The sequence below is a fragment of the Novosphingobium lindaniclasticum LE124 genome (assembly GCF_000445125.1).
Classification (GTDB): domain Bacteria; phylum Pseudomonadota; class Alphaproteobacteria; order Sphingomonadales; family Sphingomonadaceae; genus Novosphingobium; species Novosphingobium lindaniclasticum.
In genome coordinates, this window is record NZ_ATHL01000108.1 from 34,755 (window position 1) to 54,576 (window position 19,822).

General features: G+C 65.7%; 15 protein-coding genes. 6 read left to right on the forward strand and 9 right to left on the reverse strand.

Translation table 11 applies throughout. The annotated features are described in order from the left end of the window. Positions 1-18: 18 nt before the first annotated feature. Entirely contained in the window at positions 19-741 is a 723-nt protein-coding gene (gene phbB, locus L284_RS0124545) for an acetoacetyl-CoA reductase (RefSeq protein WP_031342760.1), read from the reverse strand. A 139-nt stretch (positions 742-880) separates the two neighbouring features. Next, the gene (locus tag L284_RS40810; protein WP_031342762.1) at positions 881-1,603 is read right to left on the reverse strand and encodes a hypothetical protein; all 723 of its coding nucleotides are present in this window, start codon (positions 1,601-1,603) and stop codon (positions 881-883) included. 389 nt (positions 1,604-1,992) lie between these two features. Between L284_RS40810 and L284_RS40815 the strand changes: the two genes are divergently transcribed. From L284_RS40815 to L284_RS40835, 5 genes are all read left to right on the forward strand, one after another. Continuing rightward, positions 1,993-2,460, forward strand: a complete 468-nt coding sequence (locus L284_RS40815) for a DUF3576 domain-containing protein (protein WP_021235168.1) — start codon at positions 1,993-1,995, stop codon at positions 2,458-2,460. A gap of 74 nt (positions 2,461-2,534) precedes the next feature. Continuing rightward, on the forward strand, positions 2,535-5,066 hold the full coding sequence (gene leuS, locus L284_RS40820) for a leucine--tRNA ligase (RefSeq protein WP_021235169.1): 2,532 nt from the start codon (positions 2,535-2,537) through the stop codon (positions 5,064-5,066). Next, positions 5,063-5,575 carry an LPS assembly lipoprotein LptE gene (gene lptE, locus L284_RS40825; protein WP_021235170.1) on the forward strand — a complete coding sequence of 171 codons (513 nt, stop codon included), beginning with the start codon at positions 5,063-5,065 and terminating at the stop codon, positions 5,573-5,575. The genes leuS and lptE overlap by 4 nt, the downstream gene beginning before the upstream one ends. Before the next feature lie 25 nt (positions 5,576-5,600). Beyond that, positions 5,601-6,659 carry a DNA polymerase III subunit delta gene (locus tag L284_RS40830; protein WP_021235171.1) on the forward strand — a complete coding sequence of 353 codons (1,059 nt, stop codon included), beginning with the start codon at positions 5,601-5,603 and terminating at the stop codon, positions 6,657-6,659. A 147-nt stretch (positions 6,660-6,806) separates the two neighbouring features. After that, positions 6,807-8,207 carry a sugar transferase gene (locus tag L284_RS40835; protein WP_021235172.1) on the forward strand — a complete coding sequence of 467 codons (1,401 nt, stop codon included), beginning with the start codon at positions 6,807-6,809 and terminating at the stop codon, positions 8,205-8,207. Positions 8,208-8,316: 109 nt separating this feature from the next. Here L284_RS40835 and L284_RS40840 read toward each other — a convergent pair whose 3' ends face one another. From L284_RS40840 to L284_RS40850, 3 genes are read right to left on the reverse strand one after another with little or no spacing between them, the layout of a single operon-like run. After that, positions 8,317-8,841, reverse strand: coding sequence for an LptA/OstA family protein (locus L284_RS40840; protein WP_021235173.1), 525 nt, complete (start codon positions 8,839-8,841; stop codon positions 8,317-8,319). Beyond that, the gene (lptC, locus tag L284_RS40845) at positions 8,838-9,485 is read right to left on the reverse strand and encodes an LPS export ABC transporter periplasmic protein LptC (protein WP_021235174.1); all 648 of its coding nucleotides are present in this window, start codon (positions 9,483-9,485) and stop codon (positions 8,838-8,840) included. The genes L284_RS40840 and lptC overlap by 4 nt, the downstream gene beginning before the upstream one ends. Positions 9,486-9,502: 17 nt before the next feature. Further along, positions 9,503-10,126, reverse strand: coding sequence for a ribonuclease D (locus L284_RS40850; RefSeq protein ID WP_021235175.1), 624 nt, complete (start codon positions 10,124-10,126; stop codon positions 9,503-9,505). Between the two features lie 65 nt (positions 10,127-10,191). Here L284_RS40850 and L284_RS40855 point away from each other — a divergent pair, with 65 nt between their 5' ends. Next, the gene (locus L284_RS40855) at positions 10,192-10,881 is read left to right on the forward strand and encodes a uracil-DNA glycosylase (RefSeq protein ID WP_021235176.1); all 690 of its coding nucleotides are present in this window, start codon (positions 10,192-10,194) and stop codon (positions 10,879-10,881) included. Positions 10,882-11,147: 266 nt separating this feature from the next. Here the strand turns inward: L284_RS40855 and L284_RS40860 are convergent, their stop codons facing one another. The 4 genes from L284_RS40860 to L284_RS40875 all read right to left on the reverse strand — a co-directional run. Further along, on the reverse strand, positions 11,148-12,581 hold the full coding sequence (locus L284_RS40860) for a glutamate synthase subunit beta (protein WP_021235177.1): 1,434 nt from the start codon (positions 12,579-12,581) through the stop codon (positions 11,148-11,150). A 17-nt stretch (positions 12,582-12,598) separates the two neighbouring features. Next, positions 12,599-17,236, reverse strand: a complete 4,638-nt coding sequence (gltB, locus tag L284_RS40865; RefSeq protein ID WP_031342767.1) for a glutamate synthase large subunit — start codon at positions 17,234-17,236, stop codon at positions 12,599-12,601. 251 nt (positions 17,237-17,487) lie between these two features. Beyond that, on the reverse strand, positions 17,488-19,299 hold the full coding sequence (locus L284_RS40870) for a hypothetical protein (protein ID WP_031342769.1): 1,812 nt from the start codon (positions 19,297-19,299) through the stop codon (positions 17,488-17,490). A 45-nt stretch (positions 19,300-19,344) separates the two neighbouring features. Then, the coding region (locus L284_RS40875) for a glycosyltransferase (protein ID WP_021235181.1) at positions 19,345-19,822 on the reverse strand (478 nt) is incomplete at its 5' end.

Below are 19,822 nucleotides of genomic sequence, written 5' to 3' on the forward strand. Positions count from 1 at the left end.
GGCCGGCCCTTCGAACGCTCAATACATATGCTGGCCGCCGTTGATGCTCAGCGTGGAGCCGGTGACGAAGCCGCCGTTCTCCGAGCAGAGGAATGCGCAGCCGCGCGCGATTTCATAGGCATTGCCGAGACGACCGACCGGGATCTTGGCAACGATCTTCTCCAGCACCGGCGCGGGCACGGCCGCGACCATGTCGGTATCGATGTAGCCGGGCGCGATGGCGTTGACAGTCACGCCGTACTTGGCACCTTCCTGGGCCAGCGCCTTGGTGAAGCCGTGGATGCCGGACTTGGCCGCGGCATAGTTGACCTGGCCGTACTGGCCGGCCTGGCCGTTGATCGAGCCGATGTTGACGATGCGGCCCCAGCCACGCTCGCGCATGCCGGAAAACGTGGCCTTGGCCATGTTGAAGCAGCCGCCGAGGTTGATCCGCATGACCTCGTTCCAGTCGTCGAAGGTCATCTTGTGGAGTACGCCGTCGCGGGTGATCCCGGCGTTGTTGATGACGATGTCCACCGGCCCCACTTCGGCCGTCACACGTGCGACACCTTCCAACGTCGCCTCATGATCGCCCACATCCCACTTGTAGGCCTGAATGCCGGTCTTCTCGGTAAAGGCTTGCGCCTTTTCATCGTTGCCCGCGTAATTTGCAACTACGGTGTGGCCTCTTTCCTGGAGGGCCAGTGAAACGGCCTCTCCAATACCCCTCGTTCCACCAGTAACGATAGCAACACGCGCCATTTACAAAGCCTTTCGCTTAGTGAGCATCCACCAAGGACAGGCTAGGTAAAGCCGGGAACCAGAGCAAGCGGAAGCGCTCTGTCCAAAAGGTTGAATCACGCCAATTCGGATGAGAGAAACGCAATTTAACTTGCGCGAATCAGAACTTGAATTGTGTGCCTACGTAAACGGCCTGGCTATCTTGTCGGCCATCCGTGAGCGGCACCAGGCGCTCGCGATCCTGCGAATAGCGCACGCCCGCCGTCAGATCGAGATTGTCCGTCACGCGGTAGGCCCCGGCAAGATCCACTTCGCCTGCTTCGCCCGCAAAAGTATGGGGCGCACGGCCCGGCGCGCGTTTCTCGTCGATGGAAAGGCGCGTGGTGAAGCGGGGTTCCTTCTGCGCCGCCGATCCCGCCTGGAGGCTGAATTTCTTCAGTTCGGGCATGTCGGCAAGCCCGCGCGAGGATGGCGGGGCAGGTGCGATGTCCGCCGCGAAGTTCTGGTAGCCGCGCGCCACGCCCAGATTGAAGGCGGCCGGCGCGATCTTCAGACCGCCGACGATCGGCACTTCATTACGCGAGATCCGCGTACGATTCCGCACGATGATCGCCTGCGCGGCCTCGGGATCGACGCGCACGGCCACCGTCACGGCGCGGTCGCGCCGGGCCACGGGGCTTGCCGGCGTGAAGGGGAACGAATCGCCGTTGCCGAGCGAACGCATGGCGATGGCGCGCGACAGGTTCTCCGGCGACATGTCCGGATCGAGCGCATCGACGGCGCGATTCGAAACTTCGGACTTGAAGGTGGTCGTGAAGGCAAGAACCGCGCTGGGCAGGGCAAGCACGGTCACGCAGGCGGCAAGCAACATGCTCGTCTTCATGCCGCTCTTCGACCTGCCTGCATTCGCCGCGCGCCCGCGTTCCATCTCGATCACCTCTGGTCCCTGTGTGTCCCGCCCATGCCTGCTGAACGCATCGGCCGGAACAACGGTCATGAGCGGGTCGTAGACCCTGGCTCTTTTTATCCCCGTCGCAGCTTAACACAGGCTTATCGCCGGGGCGAGGGGGCAGGCCCGGCAAGGGTCGGTTCGGCTGCCGGAACCGACGACGCAGGCTTCGCGCCCGTTCAGCAAGTGTTTAGCCTTCCGCTCGTTATGGCGGCAAGCTGAAGAAGCCGCACTTGCCGCCCCGGCAGCGGCGGCTATAGAGGCGTTTCACGGCAGGCGCGCGGAAAGTCCGGCGCTCGCCAAGACAGGAACTGGGAATTACGATGACAGGCAGCACCCATACCGGCCTTCTCTCTGCTCGATCGCTGGCAACCGCGGGCTTCTGCGCCGTGGCCGCGCTTGCGCTGGTCGGCTGTGGCGGCGGCCGCAAGAAGGTGCAGTCATCGATCGCGCCTTCGGCGGTGACCACCATCGGCGTGAACAGCTACCTTTGGCGCGCCAGCCTCGATTCGTTGTCGTTCATGCCGCTGCTCCAGTCGGACAGCGCCGGCGGCGTCATCGTCACCGACTGGTACGTCAATCCCAAGCAGCCGGGCGAGCGCGTCAAGGTCACCGTCATGATCCTCGACAAGGATCTGCGCGCCGATGCCTTGCGCGTGACGGCGCAGCGCGAAGTCTCGGCGAACGGCGGCTGGACCGCGGCGCCGGTGCAGGCGGCCACCGTGCAGAAGCTGGAAGACATCATCCTCACCCGCGCCCGCGACCTTCGTCGCGATTCGATCGGCGGCTGATTTTTCCTGTGGGCTGAACCGGCCCGCAGTCCTAAATGCGCGGGCGACGGAAGCTCGCAGGAGACTTGATAGAGATGACCGAGCGGTTCGATCCGGCTCAGGCGGACACGCGCTGGCAGGCTGCGTGGGACGACGCGCAGTGCTTCAAGGCGGACGACACCTCGTCGAAGCCGCGCAGCTTCGTGCTGGAGATGTTCCCCTATCCTTCGGGGCGCATCCATATCGGCCACGTCCGCAACTACACGATGGGCGACGTGCTGGCGCGCTACAAGCGCATGACCGGCCACGAAGTGCTCCATCCGATGGGCTGGGACGCCTTCGGCATGCCGGCCGAGAACGCGGCGATGGAAAAGGGCGTCCACCCCGGCGGCTGGACCCGCGAGAACATCGCCAACATGAAGGCGCAGCTGAAGCGGCTGGGCTTCGCGCTCGACTGGACCCGCGAGATCGCCACCTGCGAGCCGGAATACTACGGCCACGAGCAGGCGCTGTTCATCGATCTCTACGAAAACGGCCTGGTCTACCGCAAGGAATCGGCGGTCAACTGGGATCCGGTCGATCAGACCGTGCTCGCCAACGAGCAGGTGATCGACGGGCGCGGCTGGCGCTCGGGCGCGCTGGTGGAGAAGCGCAAGCTCTCCCAGTGGTTCCTCAAGATCACCGACTTCGCCGACGAGCTGCTCGAAGGTCTCTCCACGCTCGACAAGTGGCCGGAAAAGGTCCGCACGATGCAGGAGAACTGGATCGGCAAGTCGCAGGGCCTGCAGTTCAAGTTCGACCTTGCCGCCGAAGTGGGCGGCATCGGTTCGGTGGAAGTCTACTCGACCCGCCCGGACACGATCTTCGGCGCCAGCTTCGTGGCCGTCGCCGCCGATCATCCGATTGCGCAGGCCGTGGCCCAGGGCCGTCCCGAGGTCGAGGACTTCATCGCGCTCTGCAAGCAGGGCGGCACGACCGCGGCCGAGCTGGAAACCGCCGAGAAGCTGGGCTTCGACACCGGCGTCAGGGCCAGGCACCCGTTCACCGGGGCCGAGCTGCCGGTCTACATCGCCAACTTCGTGCTGATGGACTACGGCACCGGCGCGGTCATGGCCGTTCCCGGCCACGACCAGCGCGACTTCGAATTCGCCACCAAGTACGGCTTGCCGATCCTGCGCGTCGTCGCGGCGAGCGAGGCCGATGCCGACAAGCCGTTCGACGGCGAGTCCGAGGCCGGTGACGGCGTCTGCGTCCACTCCGACTTCCTCAACGGCATGGCCGTGAAGGACGCCAAGGCCGCCGTCATCGCGCGCGCCGAGGCGGAAGGCTGGGGCGAGGGCAAGACCGTGTGGCGCCTGCGCGACTGGGGCGTTTCGCGCCAGCGCTACTGGGGCACGCCGATCCCGTTCATCCACTGCGAGGTCTGCGGCGTAGTGCCGGTGCCCAAGAAGCACTTGCCGGTCACGCTGCCCGAGGATGTCGATTTCGCGACCCCCGGCAATCCGCTGGTCCGCCACCCGACTTGGAAGCATGTCGATTGCCCGCAGTGCGGCAAGCCCGCGCGCCGCGAGACCGACACGCTCGACACTTTCGTCGACTCCTCGTGGTACTTCCTGCGCTTCGCCAGCCAGCCCGAGGATCGCCCGTTCGATCCGGCCAAGATCGCCGAATGGCTGCCGGTGGAGCAGTATATCGGCGGCATCGAGCATGCGATCCTGCACTTGCTCTATGCCCGCTTCTGGACGCGCGCTCTGGCCCGCATCGGCAAGATCGAGGTGAAGGAGCCCTTCGCCAGCCTGTTCACGCAGGGCATGGTCACGCACGAAACCTATTTCCGCATCAACGATGCCAACGGCCAGCCGGTCTACTTCTCGCCCGGCGAGATCGAGCGCGGCGCGGAAACGGCCACGCTCAAGGCCGATGGCGCCCCGGTCGAGATCGGGCGCGTGATCAAGATGTCGAAGTCGAAGAAGAACGTCGTCGACCCCGACGAGATCGTCGCGACGTACGGTGCCGACGCGATTCGCTGGTTCATGCTGTCGGACAGCCCGCCGGAGCGCGACCTGCCGTGGTCGGAAGCGGGCATCGAGGGCTGCGGCCGCTTCGTCCAGCGCCTGTGGCGCCTGTTCGCGCAGTACGATGCTGCGGCGACCGGCGAGGACAAGGCGATCGACCGCAAGGCGCACCAGACGGTGGCCGCGGTCGCTTCGGACATCGAATCGCTGGGCTTCAACAAGGCCGTGGCGCGCATCTACGAACTGACCGGCGCGGTCGAGAAGGCGGCGCCTTCGGCCAGCCGCTCGAACGCGATCCGTACACTCCTGCTGCTCGTTTCGCCAATGATGCCGCACCTTGCCGAAGAAGCGTTTGCCACGTTCGGTGAAGGCCTCGTCGCCCAGGCGGCATGGCCCGAAGTCGATCCGGCGCTGCTGGTCGAGGACGAAGTGACGGTGGCCGTCCAGGTGAAGGGCAAGCTGCGCGATACGCTGACCGTCGCCAAGGGCACGCCCAAGGAAGAGCTTGAAGCGCTTGCCCTGGCCAGCGAGAAAGTGCAGCGTGCGCTGGATGGAGCCGAGGTGAGGAAAGTGATCGTCGTTCCCGACCGCCTGGTCAATCTCGTCGCATGAAGCGTTTCCTGCGCCTTTTCGGACCGGCTCTGCTCGGAGCGTCGCTGCTTGCGGGCTGCGGGCTCCAGCCGATGTATGCAGGCGGCGGCAGCGGTGCCGTCGCTCGCGGGCTGACGGGGGTTCAGGTCGCCGCCATCGAAGGCCGCGCCGGGTGGCTGGTCCGCAACGCCATTGTCGACCAGATCGGCTCGGACAGGGCGGAAGGCGCGCCCCGCTACCGCCTGGATATTCGCCTCGACGACAAGCTCGAAGGGTTTGCGCTGCTTTCGGACGACACGATCGGTCGCGAGCGCCGGACCCTGCGGGCCCGCTATCAGCTAGTGGACCTTTCGAGCAACGAGATCGTGCTCGATGCCACGGCCGGATCGGACGCGGGGATCGACGTAGTCTCGTCGGACTATGCCACGATCGCCGGTGAACAGACGGCGCTGGAAAACATGTCGAAGGACGTCGCCAGCCGCATCGTGACGGCCGTTGCGCTGCGCCTGCGCGGCGACACCAAGCAGTAATCGGCGTCAGGCGGGCAGCGCGGTCGTGAAGGCCTCACAAAAGGATTTCGGCGGCCTTGCAGCCCGCGCCGCACAGCAGGCGCGGGTTTTCTTTTTCTGCGGCCCCGATGAGGCCGGCGCCAGCGATGCCGCGGCGCGGATCGTCTCGCTTCTGCCCGAACCGGGCGAGCGCGTCGAAATCGCCGGTTCCGAACTTCGCCGCGATCCGGTGAAGCTGGGCGACGAGGCGCGATCCAACTCGCTGTTCGGCGGCACGTCGCGCCACATCTGGATACGCGCCCAAGGCGACGAGGCGCACGATGCCGTGCAGATCCTGCTCGAAAGCGATGTCGATGCCTGCCCGGTTCTGATCGTGGCGACAGGGGCGACCGACAAGTCCCGAACGGCCAGGTTGCTCGCCGCCCGCCCGGACGGGCTCGTCGCAATGTTCTACCCGCCCGACCTTTCCGCCGTCACCGGCGCCGTGCGCACCATGGCCAACGGCGCGGGGCTGAAGATGGGCAGCGACCTGGCCGAACGAATCGCGCGCGCTTCGGGCCTCGATACGCGGCTCGCACGATCGGAAGTGACCAAGCTGGCGCTCTACCTCGATGCCAGTGCCGAGACGCCGCGGCCGGTCAGCGCCGCCGATCTCGACGCCGTAGGTGCCGCGACCGAGGACGACGATTTCGGGCCGCTGGTGGATGCCGTGCTGAGCGGCAAGCGCCAGGCGATCGGCCCCGAACTGAAGCGCATGCGCGACCAGAACATCAACGCAGTGGGCCTGCTGCTCGCCTTCGAGCGGCGCGCGGCACAACTCGCAGGGCTCAACGCACGGCTGGGAACCAACGGCGATCCCGGCGCTTTGATCGATGCGGAAGCGGCGGCACGCCGAATTTTCTGGAAAGACAAACCAGCACTCGGGGTGCAATTGCGGATATGGCGTGGTAATCGTCTTCAGCGTTTGGTCGCCCGTCTTGTTGCAATGCACCAATCGCTTCTGGCGAACAGTCAGGATGCCGACCTTCTACTGGCAGAAGGCCTCGTCGAGATTGCCAGAATTTCTACGCTCGATGGCAAACAACGGATAAAAAGAACAGGTTAACTGAATCGGCTTTCCCGCTTCGATGGAGTGTTCATAAGGACATTCGCCTATTGCAGCGCAGCACGGACATCGAATCCCTGCCAGCGACACTAGGAGGAAGAGGGGACCCGGGGGGCATGAGTTCGACAATTCGGGAGTGTTGAACGCATGAATGCGCCATTTGCAGTATCGACCCAAGCCGTTCAGCGCTCCGAAGTAGACGAACTTCTCGTCGCACCTTCGCTGGAACGCAGACGGCTTCAATGTTATCTCGCCTTGCTGGTTGGAGACCTTGTGGCTCTTCTGGCAGGCTTCGCTCTGGCCGGCTGGCTTTATGACACCGGCCGTGGATTGCAGATGGCGCTCGTCTACGGACAAGTGCTGCTGCCGATCTTTTTGACTCTGGCCCTGTACAACGCGGCCTATTCCACCGAGGCTCTTCGCGATGGTTGGCGCGGGATCTTCCGTGCGGAAGTGTCGATGGTGGTGGCGGTCGTCGTCGTCGTCTTCGTGCAGTTCCTCATGAAGTCCTCGGCCGAACTGTCTCGCGGTGCCTTCAGCGGCGGCGTGATCTGCGCCATGGGCCTGATCGCCTGGTCGCGGCTGCAGCTTCGCAGCTTCGTGCACTGGCGGTGCGGTGCAAACGTCATCAACGAACTCATCATCGACGATGGCGGGCCTCAGCTTCGGATGCCGGGTGCGATCCGCGTCTCGGCGGCGGCCATGGGCCTGCGCCCCAACCTCAAGGATCCCGATTCGCTCGACCGCGTGGGGCTCGTGCTCCGCAATATCGACCGGGTCGTGGTGAGTTGCCCGGCAGACCGCCGTGCGGAGTGGGCGATGGTGCTCAAGGGCGCCAACGTCGACGGTGAGGTCCTCGACGACGAAGTGGCGCGCCTTGGCGCGCAAGGCGCGCGGGTGACGGGCCAGCACGGGCTCCTGCTCGTCTCGGCAGGGCCGCTCGGTATCCGGGAACGTGCGATCAAGCGCATCTTCGACGTCGCCTTTTCGGGCGGTGCGATCCTCGCGCTCTCGCCGCTGCTGCTGGTCGTGGCGCTGGCGGTCAAATTGCAGGACGGCGGGCCGGTGTTCTTCGTCCAGCGCCGGATGGGTCGCGGCAACCGCTTCTTCAACATGTACAAGTTCCGCAGCATGACGCAGACCCTCTGCGACAGCAACGGCAACGTCTCGGCCTCCAAGGACGACCAGCGCATCACGCGCGTCGGTCGCTTCATTCGGGGAACGAGCATCGACGAACTGCCGCAGCTGTTCAATGTCCTGCTGGGAGACATGAGCCTGGTCGGCCCGCGCCCCCATGCCACAGGCTCGCTGGCGGGCGACAAGCTGTTCTGGGAAGTGGACCGTCGCTACTGGCAACGCCATTGCCTGAAGCCCGGCCTCAGCGGCCTGGCACAGGTGCGCGGCTATCGCGGTGCCACGGATCAGGAGTCGGATCTCATCAACCGCCTCCAGTCCGACCTCGAATATCTGGAAGGCTGGACCATCATGCGCGACCTGCACATCATGTTCCTCACCGCGCGGGTACTCGTTCACGACCGGGCGTTCTGAGCCCGTCCCATAGGGCGATCCACCCCGAGGGCTGCGCAAAGAACGAGAAAGGCCGGTTACGACACTCTGTCGTAACCGGCCTTTCTCGTTTCTACGGCAGGGTGCCGGATCAGTTCTTTTTGGGGACGTTGAACGTGCCCTTCACACGGCCTCCCGAGGCGGAGGACACGCCGCTCTTCAGATCCATGACGAAGCGGCCGCCGCGCAGGGTATCGCCGCCGCCCCGCTTGAGCGTGGCATTGCCGACCATCGTGATGATGCGCTGGTTGAAGTCGTAGATCGCCGTATCGCCGGTCGCGACCTGGTCCTGCCGGGTAACGACGACATTGCCGCTGGCGGTAATGCGCTGGACCTGGGTCTGGTCGCCCTTGGTGAAGTCGATCACCGTGCGCGCCCCGCGCAGGCGCAGGTCGGCCTGGGTAATATCGACGTTGCCGGTCAGCACCACGCGGTTCTGCTTGTCCTGAAGCTCGATGCGGTCAGCGCCAAAATCGACGGGGGCGTTCGAATTGTGGCCCGAGATCGCCTGGGCGCCAAGCTGCTGGCCGGCGGCGAACAGGGCGAGCCCCGCTACCGGCGCCCCGATGGCGATGCGGAGCGTGCGGGACGTGAACGGGCTGTGGCGGGGAGTCATTGCGGCATCCTCAGCTTGCCGGGCGTGATCCGCATCCGGGCATTGCCTTCGAGTGTGATATTTCGGGTATCGAGATCGGCGTGCATCTTGTCGGCCTTGAAGGTTCCCGAGGGCACGGTGCCCTGGACGCCGCCCGAAGCAACCGCCAGTTTCTGCTTGATGTCGACGTCGACCTTGCTGGTGGTCATGGTGTAGCCGTCGGACGACTTGAAGTTGACCGGGCCGTCCACCGCCATGGTGTCGTTGTCGAAGTTGTAGGCGCCGCGGGGCGCTACGATATCGGCGGGGCCGTCTCGCAAGGCCATCTTGGCGACCAGGGTCTGCATCTCCACAATGGGAATCTGTGGAGAGCGCTGCACGGCAGTGCCGGCGGTCACCACGAAGTCACGCCCCTCGTTGTCCTGACCGCGATAGGCGGCGCGCGATACGGCGATGCGTTCGCCCGTCGTCTCCACCTTGTTGCGGTCCAGCAGGAAGCTGATCTCTCCGCGCGGCGAGAGCGGTACCAGGATCATGACGGCGGCCACCAGGCCGATGCCCGCAGGCAGGGCCTTGGCGAGGACCGCCACCATGCGATCGTGCGAGCCGCCGGGCGCGGCGAAATGCCGGCGGCGGTTGCGGACCTGGTTGGCGTCGACCGACATGCGTGATCAGGCTCCGGTCAGGCGGCTTCGTGGCTGAAGATATCGTGATCGGGCCAGCCTGCAAGGTCGAGCCGGGCGCGGGCGGGCAGGAAATCGAAGCAGGCCTGCGCGATCTCGGTGCGATTTTCACGCGCGAGACGCACGACGAGGATGTCGTGCATGGCGTGAAGGTAGCGCACGTCCGAGGCGGCGTAGTCCTTCTGCGGTTCGGTCAGTTCGGCCGCGCCCCAGTCGCTCGACTGCTGCTGCTTCGACACTTCCTTGCCGAGCAGTTCGCGCACCAGGTCCTTCAGCCCGTGGCGATCGGTATAAGTGCGGGTCAGCTTGCTGGCGATCTTGGTGCAGAACACCGGCGCGGCGGTGACGCCCAGGTAGTGCTCGATGGCCGCCAGGTCGAACCGGGCGAAGTGATAGAGCTTCAGCCGGGCCGGATCGGCCAGCACCGCCTTCAGGTTCGGCGCGGCGAAGTCGCTGCCGGGGGCGAAGCGGACGAGATGCTCGTCGCCTTGTCCGTCGGAAATCTGGACCACGCAAAGGCGGTCGCGCGGGGTGATCAAGCCCATCGTCTCGGTGTCGACGGCAACGGGCCCCGGCGCAAGCACGCCTTCGGGGAGATCTTCTTCGTGGAGATAGACAGCCATGGTCCGAAAATGCTTAGGGACTGGGCCTCAGTTTCGCAAATGGTTTAGGCGGGAGTACGGCGCGAATGGACGTCTCGGGATCGCTTCAGGGCGTGCCGCCATCCTGGCAACCGGCGCTCGGCGCCGTGGTCGATTCTCCCGAATCGCGCCGGCTGGGCGGTTGGCTCAAGGCCGAAGAGGCTGCGGGCCGGCGGATCTATCCGCCGCGCGGCAGCCGTCTCAGGGCGCTGGAACTGACGCCGCTCGATCAGGTGCGCGTCGTGATCCTGGGGCAGGATCCCTATCACGGGCCCGGGCAGGCGCATGGCCTTTCGTTCTCGGTGCCGGAAGGGGTGAAAGTGCCGCCCTCGCTCGTCAATATCTACAAGGAACTGGCGAGCGACTGCGGCGTGACCCCGCCCGGGCACGGCAATCTCGAACACTGGGCGCGGCAGGGCGTGCTGCTGCTCAACAATGCGCTGACGGTGGAGGAAGCGCAGGCCGGCTCGCACCAGAACAAGGGTTGGGAAGCGATCACCGATGCTGCCGTCGCGGCGGTCGCGGCCAAGAAAGAGCCTTGCGTGTTCCTGCTGTGGGGCAGTCACGCTCAGAAAAAGGCGATGCGGGTGCCGGGGCTGGCTTCGAGCCATCATCTGGTGCTGACCGCGCCGCATCCCAGCCCGCTGTCGGCCCATCGCGGCTTCCTGGGTTGCCGTCATTTCAGCAAGGCCAATGCGTTTCTCGAAGCGAACGGGCGCGGGACGATCGACTGGTAGAAAGGTCGTGGTCCCGGACTTGATCCGGGACCGCTGGCCGAGCCGGGCCTCGCTCGCAGAAAAGCGCCTTGAGGATTGCCAGCGGTCCGGGATCAGGTCCGGGACGACGTCAGGCTGAACTGCCCGGAATGGCTTCGTCCCCAGGCTCAAGGAGAGCGGCGCGGCGGTCAATCGGGCAGGAGTGATCGCCGGAGCGGCGGCAACCGGTGAACGAAAAAGGGCGCCCCTTGCGGAGCGCCCTTTCCTGAAATCTAGGTCTGCCGGGCTCAGCGCGGCAGTTCGGAAACACCCATGAGCGCCTCGTCCACCGCGCGGGCGCACTGGCGGCCTTCGCGGATCGCCCAGACCACCAGCGACTGGCCACGGCGCATGTCGCCGCAGGAGTAGATGGCGGGGTCGCTGGTGCGGTAATCGACCATGGTGGCCTTGACGTTGCCGCGCGCGTCCAGATCGACGCCCGACTGGTCGAGCATGCCGGCCTTGCGGGGGCCGACGAAACCCATGGCGAGCAGGATGAGGTCGGCCTGGAGCGTGAACTCGCTGCCTGCCACTTCCTGCATCTTGCCGTCCTTCCACTCGACGCGGACGCATTCGAGGGCACGCACGTCGTTGTCGCCGATGACGCGCTTGGTCAGCACGGCCCAGTCGCGCTCGACGCCTTCCTCGTGGCTCGACGAGGTGCGCAGCTTGAGCGGCCAGTTCGGCCAGGACATCGCCTTGTTTTCATGCAGCGGCGGCTTGGGCATGATTTCCAGCTGGGTGACCGAAGCGGCGCCCTGGCGGTTCGAAGTGCCCACGCAGTCGGAGCCGGTGTCGCCCCCGCCGATGACGATGACGTGCTTGCCGGTGGCGGAAAGCGTGCCGCGCGGGGCGGCGCGCAGTTCGTCGTCGCCCGCGTTGCGCTTGTTCTGCTGGGTCAGGAATTCCATAGCGAAGCGCACGCCGGGCAGTTCGAAGCCCGGAATGTTCAGCGGACGGGGATCCTCGGCGCCGCCCGCGAAGACGACGGTGTCGAAGTTTTCCTTGAGCGAGGCGACCGAGACGCTGACGCCGACTTCGGTGGAGGTTTTGAACTCCACACCTTCCGCCATCATCTGCACGAGACGGCGGTTGATGAGGTGCTTTTCCATCTTGAAGTCGGGGATGCCGTAGCGAAGCAGGCCGCCGACGCGGTCGTTCTTCTCGAACACGGTGACCGAATGGCCGGCGCGGGCCAGCTGCTGGGCGCAAGCCATGCCCGCCGGGCCGGAACCGACCACGGCCACCGACTTGCCGGTCTTCTTGGCGGCAGGCTTGGGCGTGATCCAGCCTTCCTGCCAGCCCTTGTCGACGATCGCGCATTCGATCGACTTGATGGTAACCGGCTGGTCCACGATGTTCAGCGTGCAGGCCGCCTCGCAGGGGGCGGGGCAGATGCGGCCGGTGAACTCGGGGAAGTTGTTGGTCGAGTGGAGAACTTCCAGCGCGTTCTTGAAGTCGTCCTCGTAGACCAGGTGGTTCCAGTCCGGGATGATGTTGTTGACCGGACAGCCGGTGTGGCAGTGCGGCACGCCGCAGTTCATGCAGCGCGAGGCCTGGTCCTTGAGCGCCTGCGGCGCCAGCGGGACGACGAACTCGTTGTAGTTCTTGAGGCGCTCCTTGGCATCGCCATAAGTGCGGTCCTGGCGGTCCAGTTCGAGGAAGCCGGTTTCCTTGCCCATCTTACTAATTCCCGATCTTATTCTGCTGCGACCGAAGCGGCTTCGAGGCGTTCAGCCTCCTGCTGGCGCAGAGCCTTCGCATAGTCGCGCGGCATCACCTTGACGAACTTGCCCAGCGCGTTCGACCAGTCGTCGAGCAGTGCGCGGGCCCGCTTCGAGCCGGTGTGCAGGTGGTGGCGTTCGAGCAGGATACGCAGGCGCTCCGCATCGTGGCGCAGCATGTCGCCCATGCCCAGGTCGCGGACCGAGACGGTACGCTGCTGGGGACGGCCGGTGCCTTCATCCTCGTCGGCTTCCGGCGAGATGCGGATGAGATCGACCATGGCGGGGTTCACCAGCCTGTCGAACTCGCCGTCCTCGTCGTAGACGTAGGCGATGCCGCCGGACATGCCCGCCGCGAAGTTGCGGCCGGTCTTGCCGAGCACCATCACGACGCCGCCGGTCATATATTCGCAGCCGTGGTCGCCGCAGCCTTCGACGACTGCGATCGCGCCCGAGTTGCGGACCGCGAAGCGCTCGCCGCCGACGCCGTTGAAGAACGCCTCGCCGGAGATCGCACCGTAGAGCACGGTGTTGCCGACGATGATGTTCTTGAGCGGATCGCGGTTCACATGGCCGGGCTGGCGCACGATCACGCGGCCGCCGGACAGGCCCTTGCCGACATAGTCGTTGGCATCGCCGGTCAGGTCGAGCGTGACGCCGTGGGCAAGCCAGGCGGCGAAGCTCTGGCCGGCGACGCCGGTGAGCTTCACGTTGATGGTGTTGTCGGGCAACCCGTCATGGCCGTAGCGACGGGCCACTTCGCCCGAGAGCATCGCGCCGACCGTCCGGTTGACGTTGATGACGCTCTTTTCGATGCGGACCGGCTGGCGGTTGTCCAGCGCATCGGCAGCGGCGGCGATCAGGCTGTTGTCGAGTGCGTTCTCGAGGCCGTGGTCCTGCAGTTCGCTCCAGCCCAGCGAGGGGCTGTCGCCCAGCGGGGCCTGATAGAGGACCTTGGACAGATCGACGCCCTTGGCCTTCCAGTGCGAGATCGCCTTCTTCATGTCGAGCTTGTCCACGCGGCCGACCATTTCCGCGATCGTGCGGAAGCCCAGCTGGGCCATGATCGCGCGCAGTTCCTCGGCGACGAAGAAGAAGTAGTTGACCACATGCTCCGGCTGACCGGTGAAGCGGGCGCGCAGGACGGGATCCTGGGTGGCGACGCCGACCGGGCAGGTGTTGAGGTGGCACTTGCGCATCATGATGCAGCCCGCCGCGATCAGCGGCGCGGTGGCGAAGCCGAACTCTTCCGCGCCGAGCAGCGCGGCCACGGCCACGTCACGGCCGGTACGCAGGCCCCCATCGGCCTGGACCACCACGCGGCTGCGGAGGTTGTTGAGCAGCAGGGTCTGCTGGGTTTCGGCGAGGCCGATTTCCCAGGGCGAACCCGCGTGCGTCAGCGAGGTCAGCGGCGAAGCGCCGGTGCCGCCTTCGTAGCCCGAGATCGTGATGTGGTCCGCACGCGCCTTGGAAACGCCCGCTGCGACCGTGCCCACGCCCACTTCGGACACCAGCTTCACCGAGACGCGGCTGGTCGGGTTCACGTTCTTGAGATCGTGAATGAGCTGCGCGATGTCTTCGATCGAGTAGATGTCGTGGTGCGGCGGCGGCGAGATCAGGCCGACGCCCGGCGTCGAGTGACGGGTGGCGCCGATGGTCTTGTCCACCTTGTCGCCGGGCAGCTGGCCGCCTTCGCCGGGCTTGGCGCCCTGGGCCATCTTGATCTGAATGTCGTCGGCATTGACGAGGTACTCGGTGGTCACGCCGAAGCGGCCCGAGGCGACCTGCTTGATCGACGACCGCATGGTGTCGCCATTGGGCAGGGGCTTGAAGCGCGAGGGATCCTCGCCGCCTTCGCCGGTGTTCGACTTGCCGCCGATGCGGTTCATCGCCAGCGCCAGCGTGGTGTGCGCCTCCCACGAGATCGAGCCATAGCTCATCGCGCCGGTGGCGAAGCGCTTCACGATCTCGCTGGCGGGTTCCACCTCGGAGATGTGGATCGCCTGGCTGGGCGCGAATTCCATCAGGCCGCGGATGGTGAGCATCCGGGTCGACTGGTCGTTGATGGTGCGGGCGAATTCCTCGTACTTGGCAGGGATATTGCCGCGAACCGCGTGCTGAAGCGCGCCGATGTTCTCGGACGTCCAGGCATGTTCCTCGCCGCGCACGCGCGCGCCGTAGATGCCGCCCACGTCGAGCATGTTGGCGTAGATCGGGTTGTCGCCGTAGGCCGCGTTGTGGCGCTGCACGGTTTCCGCCGCGATTTCGGCCAGGCCCGCGCCCTCGATCGAGGTGGCGGTTCCGGTGAAGTACTTGTCCACGAAAGCGGTCGAGAGACCGACGGCGTCGAAGATCTGGGCGCCGCAGTACGACTGGTAGGTCGAGATGCCCATCTTGGACATGACCTTACGGATGCCCTTGCCGATGGCGTAGACGTAGTTCTTCGCCGCCTGCTCCGCCGTCACCGGCAGGTTCTTGCGAACGCGCACGGCTTCGATGGTTTCGAGCGCCAGATAGGGGTTGATCGCTTCCGCGCCATAGCCGGCCAGAGCGCAGAAGTGGTGCACTTCGCGCGCTTCGCCGGTTTCCACGACGAGGCCGGTCTGCATGCGCAAGCCCTGGCGGACGAGGTGGTGGTGGACGGCGGCCGTCGCCAGCAGCGCGGGCATCGGAATGCGGTCCGGGCCCTGGGCGCGGTCGGACAGGACGAGGATGTTCTTGTCCGCCAGCACCGCTTCGGTCGCGGCCCAGCACATTTCCTTGATCGCCATCTCCAGGCCCTCGGCGCCTGAAGCGGCGTCCCAGGTCATGTCGATGGTCTCGGTGCGGAAGGCGCCGTCCAGCGCGGCTTCCACCGAGCGGATCTTGGCGAGGCCGAGATCGGTCAGGATCGGCTGGCTGACTTCGAGACGCTTGTGCGTACCGGCGTCATGACCCAGCAGGTTCGGGCGCGGGCCGATCATGGTGACCAGGCTCATCACCAGTTCCTCGCGGATCGGGTCGATCGGCGGGTTGGTGACCTGTGCGAAGTTCTGCTTGAAGTAGTCGTAGAGCAGGCGCGCCTTGTTCGACAGCACCGGGATCGGCGTGTCGGTGCCCATCGAGCCGAGCGGATCGTCGGCATTGACGGCCATCGGTTCGAGGAAGCGGCTGACGTCTTCCTGGGTATAGCCGAAAGCCTGCTGGCGATCGAGCAGGGTGCCGGTCGGCTGGGGCAGCTCGGCCAGTTCGGGCTCGATCACGTCGAGATCGGCCAGCTTGTACTGCGCCTGCTCAAGCCACTTTTCGTAGGGCTCTTCGTTGGCGAGCTGGGTCTTGATCTCTTCGTCTTCGATGATGCGGCCCTGCTCGAAGTCGATCAGGAGCATCTTGCCGGGCTGGAGGCGCCACTTGCGGACGATGTTGTCTTCCTTGATCGGAAGCACGCCCGATTCCGACGCCATGACGCAGATGTCGTCATCGGTGACGAGGAAGCGCGCGGGGCGCAGGCCATTGCGGTCCAGCGTGGCGCCGATCTGGCGGCCGTCGGTGAAGGCCACGGCGGCCGGGCCGTCCCATGGCTCCATCAGGGCGGCGTGATATTCGTAGAACGCGCGGCGCTCCGGCGTCATCAGCGCGTTGCCGGCCCATGCCTCGGGGATGAGCATCATCATCGCGTGGACGAGCGGATAGCCGCCGGCCAGCAGCAGTTCGAGCGCATTGTCGAGGCAGGCGGTGTCCGACTGGCCGTGCGGGATCAGCGGCCACATCTTGTCGAGATCGGCGCCGAGCAGCTCCGATTCCATGGTGCGGCGGCGTGCGTTCATCCAGTTCACGTTGCCGCGAACGGTGTTGATCTCGCCGTTGTGGGCCATGAAGCGGAACGGGTGCGCCAGCTTCCAGCTCGGGAAGGTATTGGTCGAGAAGCGCTGGTGGACGAGGCCGAGCGCCGAGACGAACTCGGGGTTGCGCAGATCGTCGTAGAACGAGCCGACCTGGGTTGCCAGCAGCAGGCCCTTGTAGACGATCGTGCGGCTGGAGAAGCTCGGCATGTAGAGTTCGGTCAGGCCGGGCAGGTTATGCTTTTCGGCCATGGCCTTGAGCGGGTTCTGCGTCTGCTTGCGGATCGCCAGGATCTTGCGCTCGAAAGCGTCCTGGTCGGCGCAGTTTTCACCACGGCCGACGAAGCACTGGCGGATCACCGGCATCGATTCGATCACGGTCTTGCCGAGGCCGTCGAGCGTGACGGGCACGTCGCGCCAGCCGATCAGGTGCTGGCCTTCCTTGGCGATGAACTTCTCGAACGTCTGCGTGATGAGGTCGCGGCTGGCGGCGTCCTGCGGCAGGAAGCACATGGCGACGGCATAGTCGCCCGCCTTGGGCAGGTCGGCGCCGGTGGCGGCGGCCCAGCTGCGGAACAGGGTGTCGGGAAGCTGCGTCAGGATTCCTGCGCCGTCGCCCAGCAAGGGGTCGGCACCCACCGCACCGCGGTGGTCAATATTTTTAAGGATTTCCAGCGCCTGAGTAATGATTGCATGCGTTTTCTGGCCTTTGATGTGGGCTACGAAGCCTACACCACAAGCGTCATGTTCGTTACGCGCATCATAAAGGCCCTGGGGCTTAGGAAATCCCATCGATAAAAACCCATCCTGTCATTTTTTGCCGGGGATCCTGCGTCGCGCCCTCCACGCACGAATCGTGCGGCGGCATGGCGCGTCATGGTGGTCCCTCGCGCCCCCATGACGATTACGGGACGCTTTTGCAATGGCGAAGGCAGGGCGTTGCGCAAAATTAAGTGCGTGTGCGCGGTAAAAAAGGGAATTTTGTTATGCGAGAATGGGTCTCAATTGCGTGAAACGCATTCCCGCGGGGTGTCAGGTCCGCGTCATGCGGCTCCGCTCATGCGCTGCAAAGTGGCCAAAGCGGCGCGCAGTGCCTTTTCGGTTTCGTCGGGGTTCGAGCCTGACGGCGGATCGAAGGGTCGATGGTCGTTGCTTCCCACCGGCTCCGACAGTTCGCCGCCGGGTGAATCGGCGTCCTCGAACCGCACGAAGTTCTGGCGCGGCGTCTGGCGCGTCAGGTTCAGCAGCGACGAGTAACCCCGTTCGAGAACGGCCTCTTCCTCATCGTCTTCTGCAGCTTCGGCATAATGAAAGTCGGTCGAGAGCGTGTCGAATGCGGCGTATTTGGCCGATTTCCCGCTGTCCGTTTCATCGGTGTTCCCGATCGCCTCCGGCGTGCTTTCGAACTGCGCCGAGAGGGGCGTGGCAAGGCTGATATGGCGGGGTGGGACGTAGCCGGGCAAGGCGTCGTCGGCATCGTCCTGGGCGAAAGCGTCGAAGGCGACCGGGCGCAGGGCGGCGGGGATCCGGGGGGCCGCAGACTGCACGAAGTCGGCTCCTTCGGCTTGCTCGTCCGATACCGGCCTGAGCGGAGCGGCAAAGGGCGCTACCGATGCAGGGCGCGGCAGTGACGACTGCGCCGTCGAAAAGGCCAGCGTCGCGAAGGTGGGCGAGGGCATTTCAGGAACGTCTGCCGAGGGGGCGAACCGCTCCGGCTCCGCGCCGTTCTGCTCGGCGGCGGCGCTTAGGCGGCGGCGTTCCTGCTCCATGGCCAACGACAGGCGCTCCAGCAATTCGACGTGCGAGAGATCTTCGAGGTCCGCCCCGGCGATGCGCGCGGCGGCATGCGGCGCGGTGCCCACGAGCGGGGACGATGTCCTGTCGGCCGGATCGCTGGGGAACAGCGGTCGAACCTCCTGAGCCTCTCCCGACCCGGACAGCGAGCGTGAATAGGCCTCGAACAGGCGGTTGCTGAGATCCTCCGGTGCGACAGTCGGGGCAGCAGGCTCGGCGACTTCATCGAGCGATTCCGCCCAGGCGGCCGGGGAGAAGCTGTGCTGCTCCTCGCGCGGTTCAAGCCATTCCGGGATGCGGCCGAAAGGGCCATGATCGTCTGCATCATCGGCGGCCTGCTCACCTTCGGCCGAAGGAGTGTCGGCGATCACGCCTTGGGCAGCGGGCGCGAGGTCGGGATTTGCAATCGACCATTCGGCAGAGACCGTCTCGACCGTTTCCAGACTGCCGGCGCCATCCTTCCCGCCGTCGTCAAGGGTCGGGCGGAGATAGGCCTGGTGGGTGGGCGAAAGCTGGGGATCGGTCAGACCGGCCGCCTCGATGCCTTCCAGATCGAGTTCGGACAAGTTAAGTATCGGGGACGGCTCTTCTGCCGGTTCGTCGATCTCCTGCCCGTGCAAAGGCGCAGCATCGTCGGTAACCAGCGGAAAGGCACGGCGTCGGCGCGGGAAGGCCGGAGCGGCGTCCTCTACCTTTTCTGCGTCCGATATCGCGGCTTCGGCGGCGCGGTCGGCCCGGTCGTCCTCCAGCCCGGTGAAAGGCATGCGCGGCGGGGCTTCCTCGGCTGCCTGGGCCACGCGGCGTCCGGCAAGAAGGCCGATGAGTCCGCCGAGGCCGGTCAGCGCCAGGGCGAAGAGAATGCGTGCGGTCGTGCCGAGCGGCGGCGCGGCCATCGGCATCAGCTTGGCCAGGCCCGTGGCGCCGACGATACGCTCCAGCAGCGCCGGGCTGACGATGATCGAGCCGACGCCGAAGAGAGCCGCGAACCACAAGGCGACGATGGCGGGGAACAGGGGGTGACGGGTGATGGGCTGGGCTTTCCGGACTTCTGGTTTCGCCACGATTCTAAAACCCCATTCTCGGATCTGGATGATGGAAGCCGCCGATCAGGCAGTGGTTTCCAGCCTTTTTTGCAGGTGGAGAGGTGCCACCATTTGGTAAACGTCTCGATAATGACGGGCATTGACGGCCCAGTCGTGCCGGTCGCGAACATGGCGGCGGCCTGCCGAGCGTAGCGCATCCCACGATTCGCGTGCTGCCAGCAAGTCCCCGAGTGCGGCGGCGCAGGCTGCCGGATCGTCGGGCGCGAAAAGCGTGCCGTTTACGCCGTGAGTCATCAGTTCGCGGTGGCCGCCCACGTCGCTCGCCGCCACCAGCTTGCCCTGCGCCATCGCTTCGAGGGGTTTGAGCGGCGTCACGAGATCGGTCAGGCGGCTTTTCTTGCGCGGATAGGCCATCACGTCGGCCAGCGCGTAATAGCGTTCGACTTCGTGGTGCGGCACGCGGCCGATGAAGCGGATCGCCTCGGCAGCGGGAGAGGCTGCGGCCTGGGCGCGCAGGGCTTCCTCGCGCGGGCCGCCGCCG

Bases quoted from the DNA above. Each gene is read 5' to 3' on its own strand.
- phbB (WP_031342760.1), bottom strand. From the start codon at position 741: ATGGCGCGTGTTGCTATCGTTACTGGTGGAACGAGGGGTATTGGAGAG.
- L284_RS40810 (WP_031342762.1), bottom strand. From the start codon at position 1,603: ATGAAGACGAGCATGTTGCTTGCCGCCTGCGTGACCGTGCTTGCCCTG.
- L284_RS40815 (WP_021235168.1), top strand. From the start codon at position 1,993: ATGACAGGCAGCACCCATACCGGCCTTCTCTCTGCTCGATCGCTGGCA.
- leuS (WP_021235169.1), top strand. From the start codon at position 2,535: ATGACCGAGCGGTTCGATCCGGCTCAGGCGGACACGCGCTGGCAGGCT.
- lptE (WP_021235170.1), top strand. From the start codon at position 5,063: ATGAAGCGTTTCCTGCGCCTTTTCGGACCGGCTCTGCTCGGAGCGTCG.
- L284_RS40835 (WP_021235172.1), top strand. From the start codon at position 6,807: ATGAATGCGCCATTTGCAGTATCGACCCAAGCCGTTCAGCGCTCCGAA.
- L284_RS40840 (WP_021235173.1), bottom strand. From the start codon at position 8,841: ATGACTCCCCGCCACAGCCCGTTCACGTCCCGCACGCTCCGCATCGCC.
- lptC (WP_021235174.1), bottom strand. From the start codon at position 9,485: ATGTCGGTCGACGCCAACCAGGTCCGCAACCGCCGCCGGCATTTCGCC.
- L284_RS40850 (WP_021235175.1), bottom strand. From the start codon at position 10,126: ATGGCTGTCTATCTCCACGAAGAAGATCTCCCCGAAGGCGTGCTTGCG.
- L284_RS40855 (WP_021235176.1), top strand. From the start codon at position 10,192: ATGGACGTCTCGGGATCGCTTCAGGGCGTGCCGCCATCCTGGCAACCG.
- L284_RS40860 (WP_021235177.1), bottom strand. From the start codon at position 12,581: ATGGGCAAGGAAACCGGCTTCCTCGAACTGGACCGCCAGGACCGCACT.
- gltB (WP_031342767.1), bottom strand. From the start codon at position 17,236: ATGGGATTTCCTAAGCCCCAGGGCCTTTATGATGCGCGTAACGAACAT.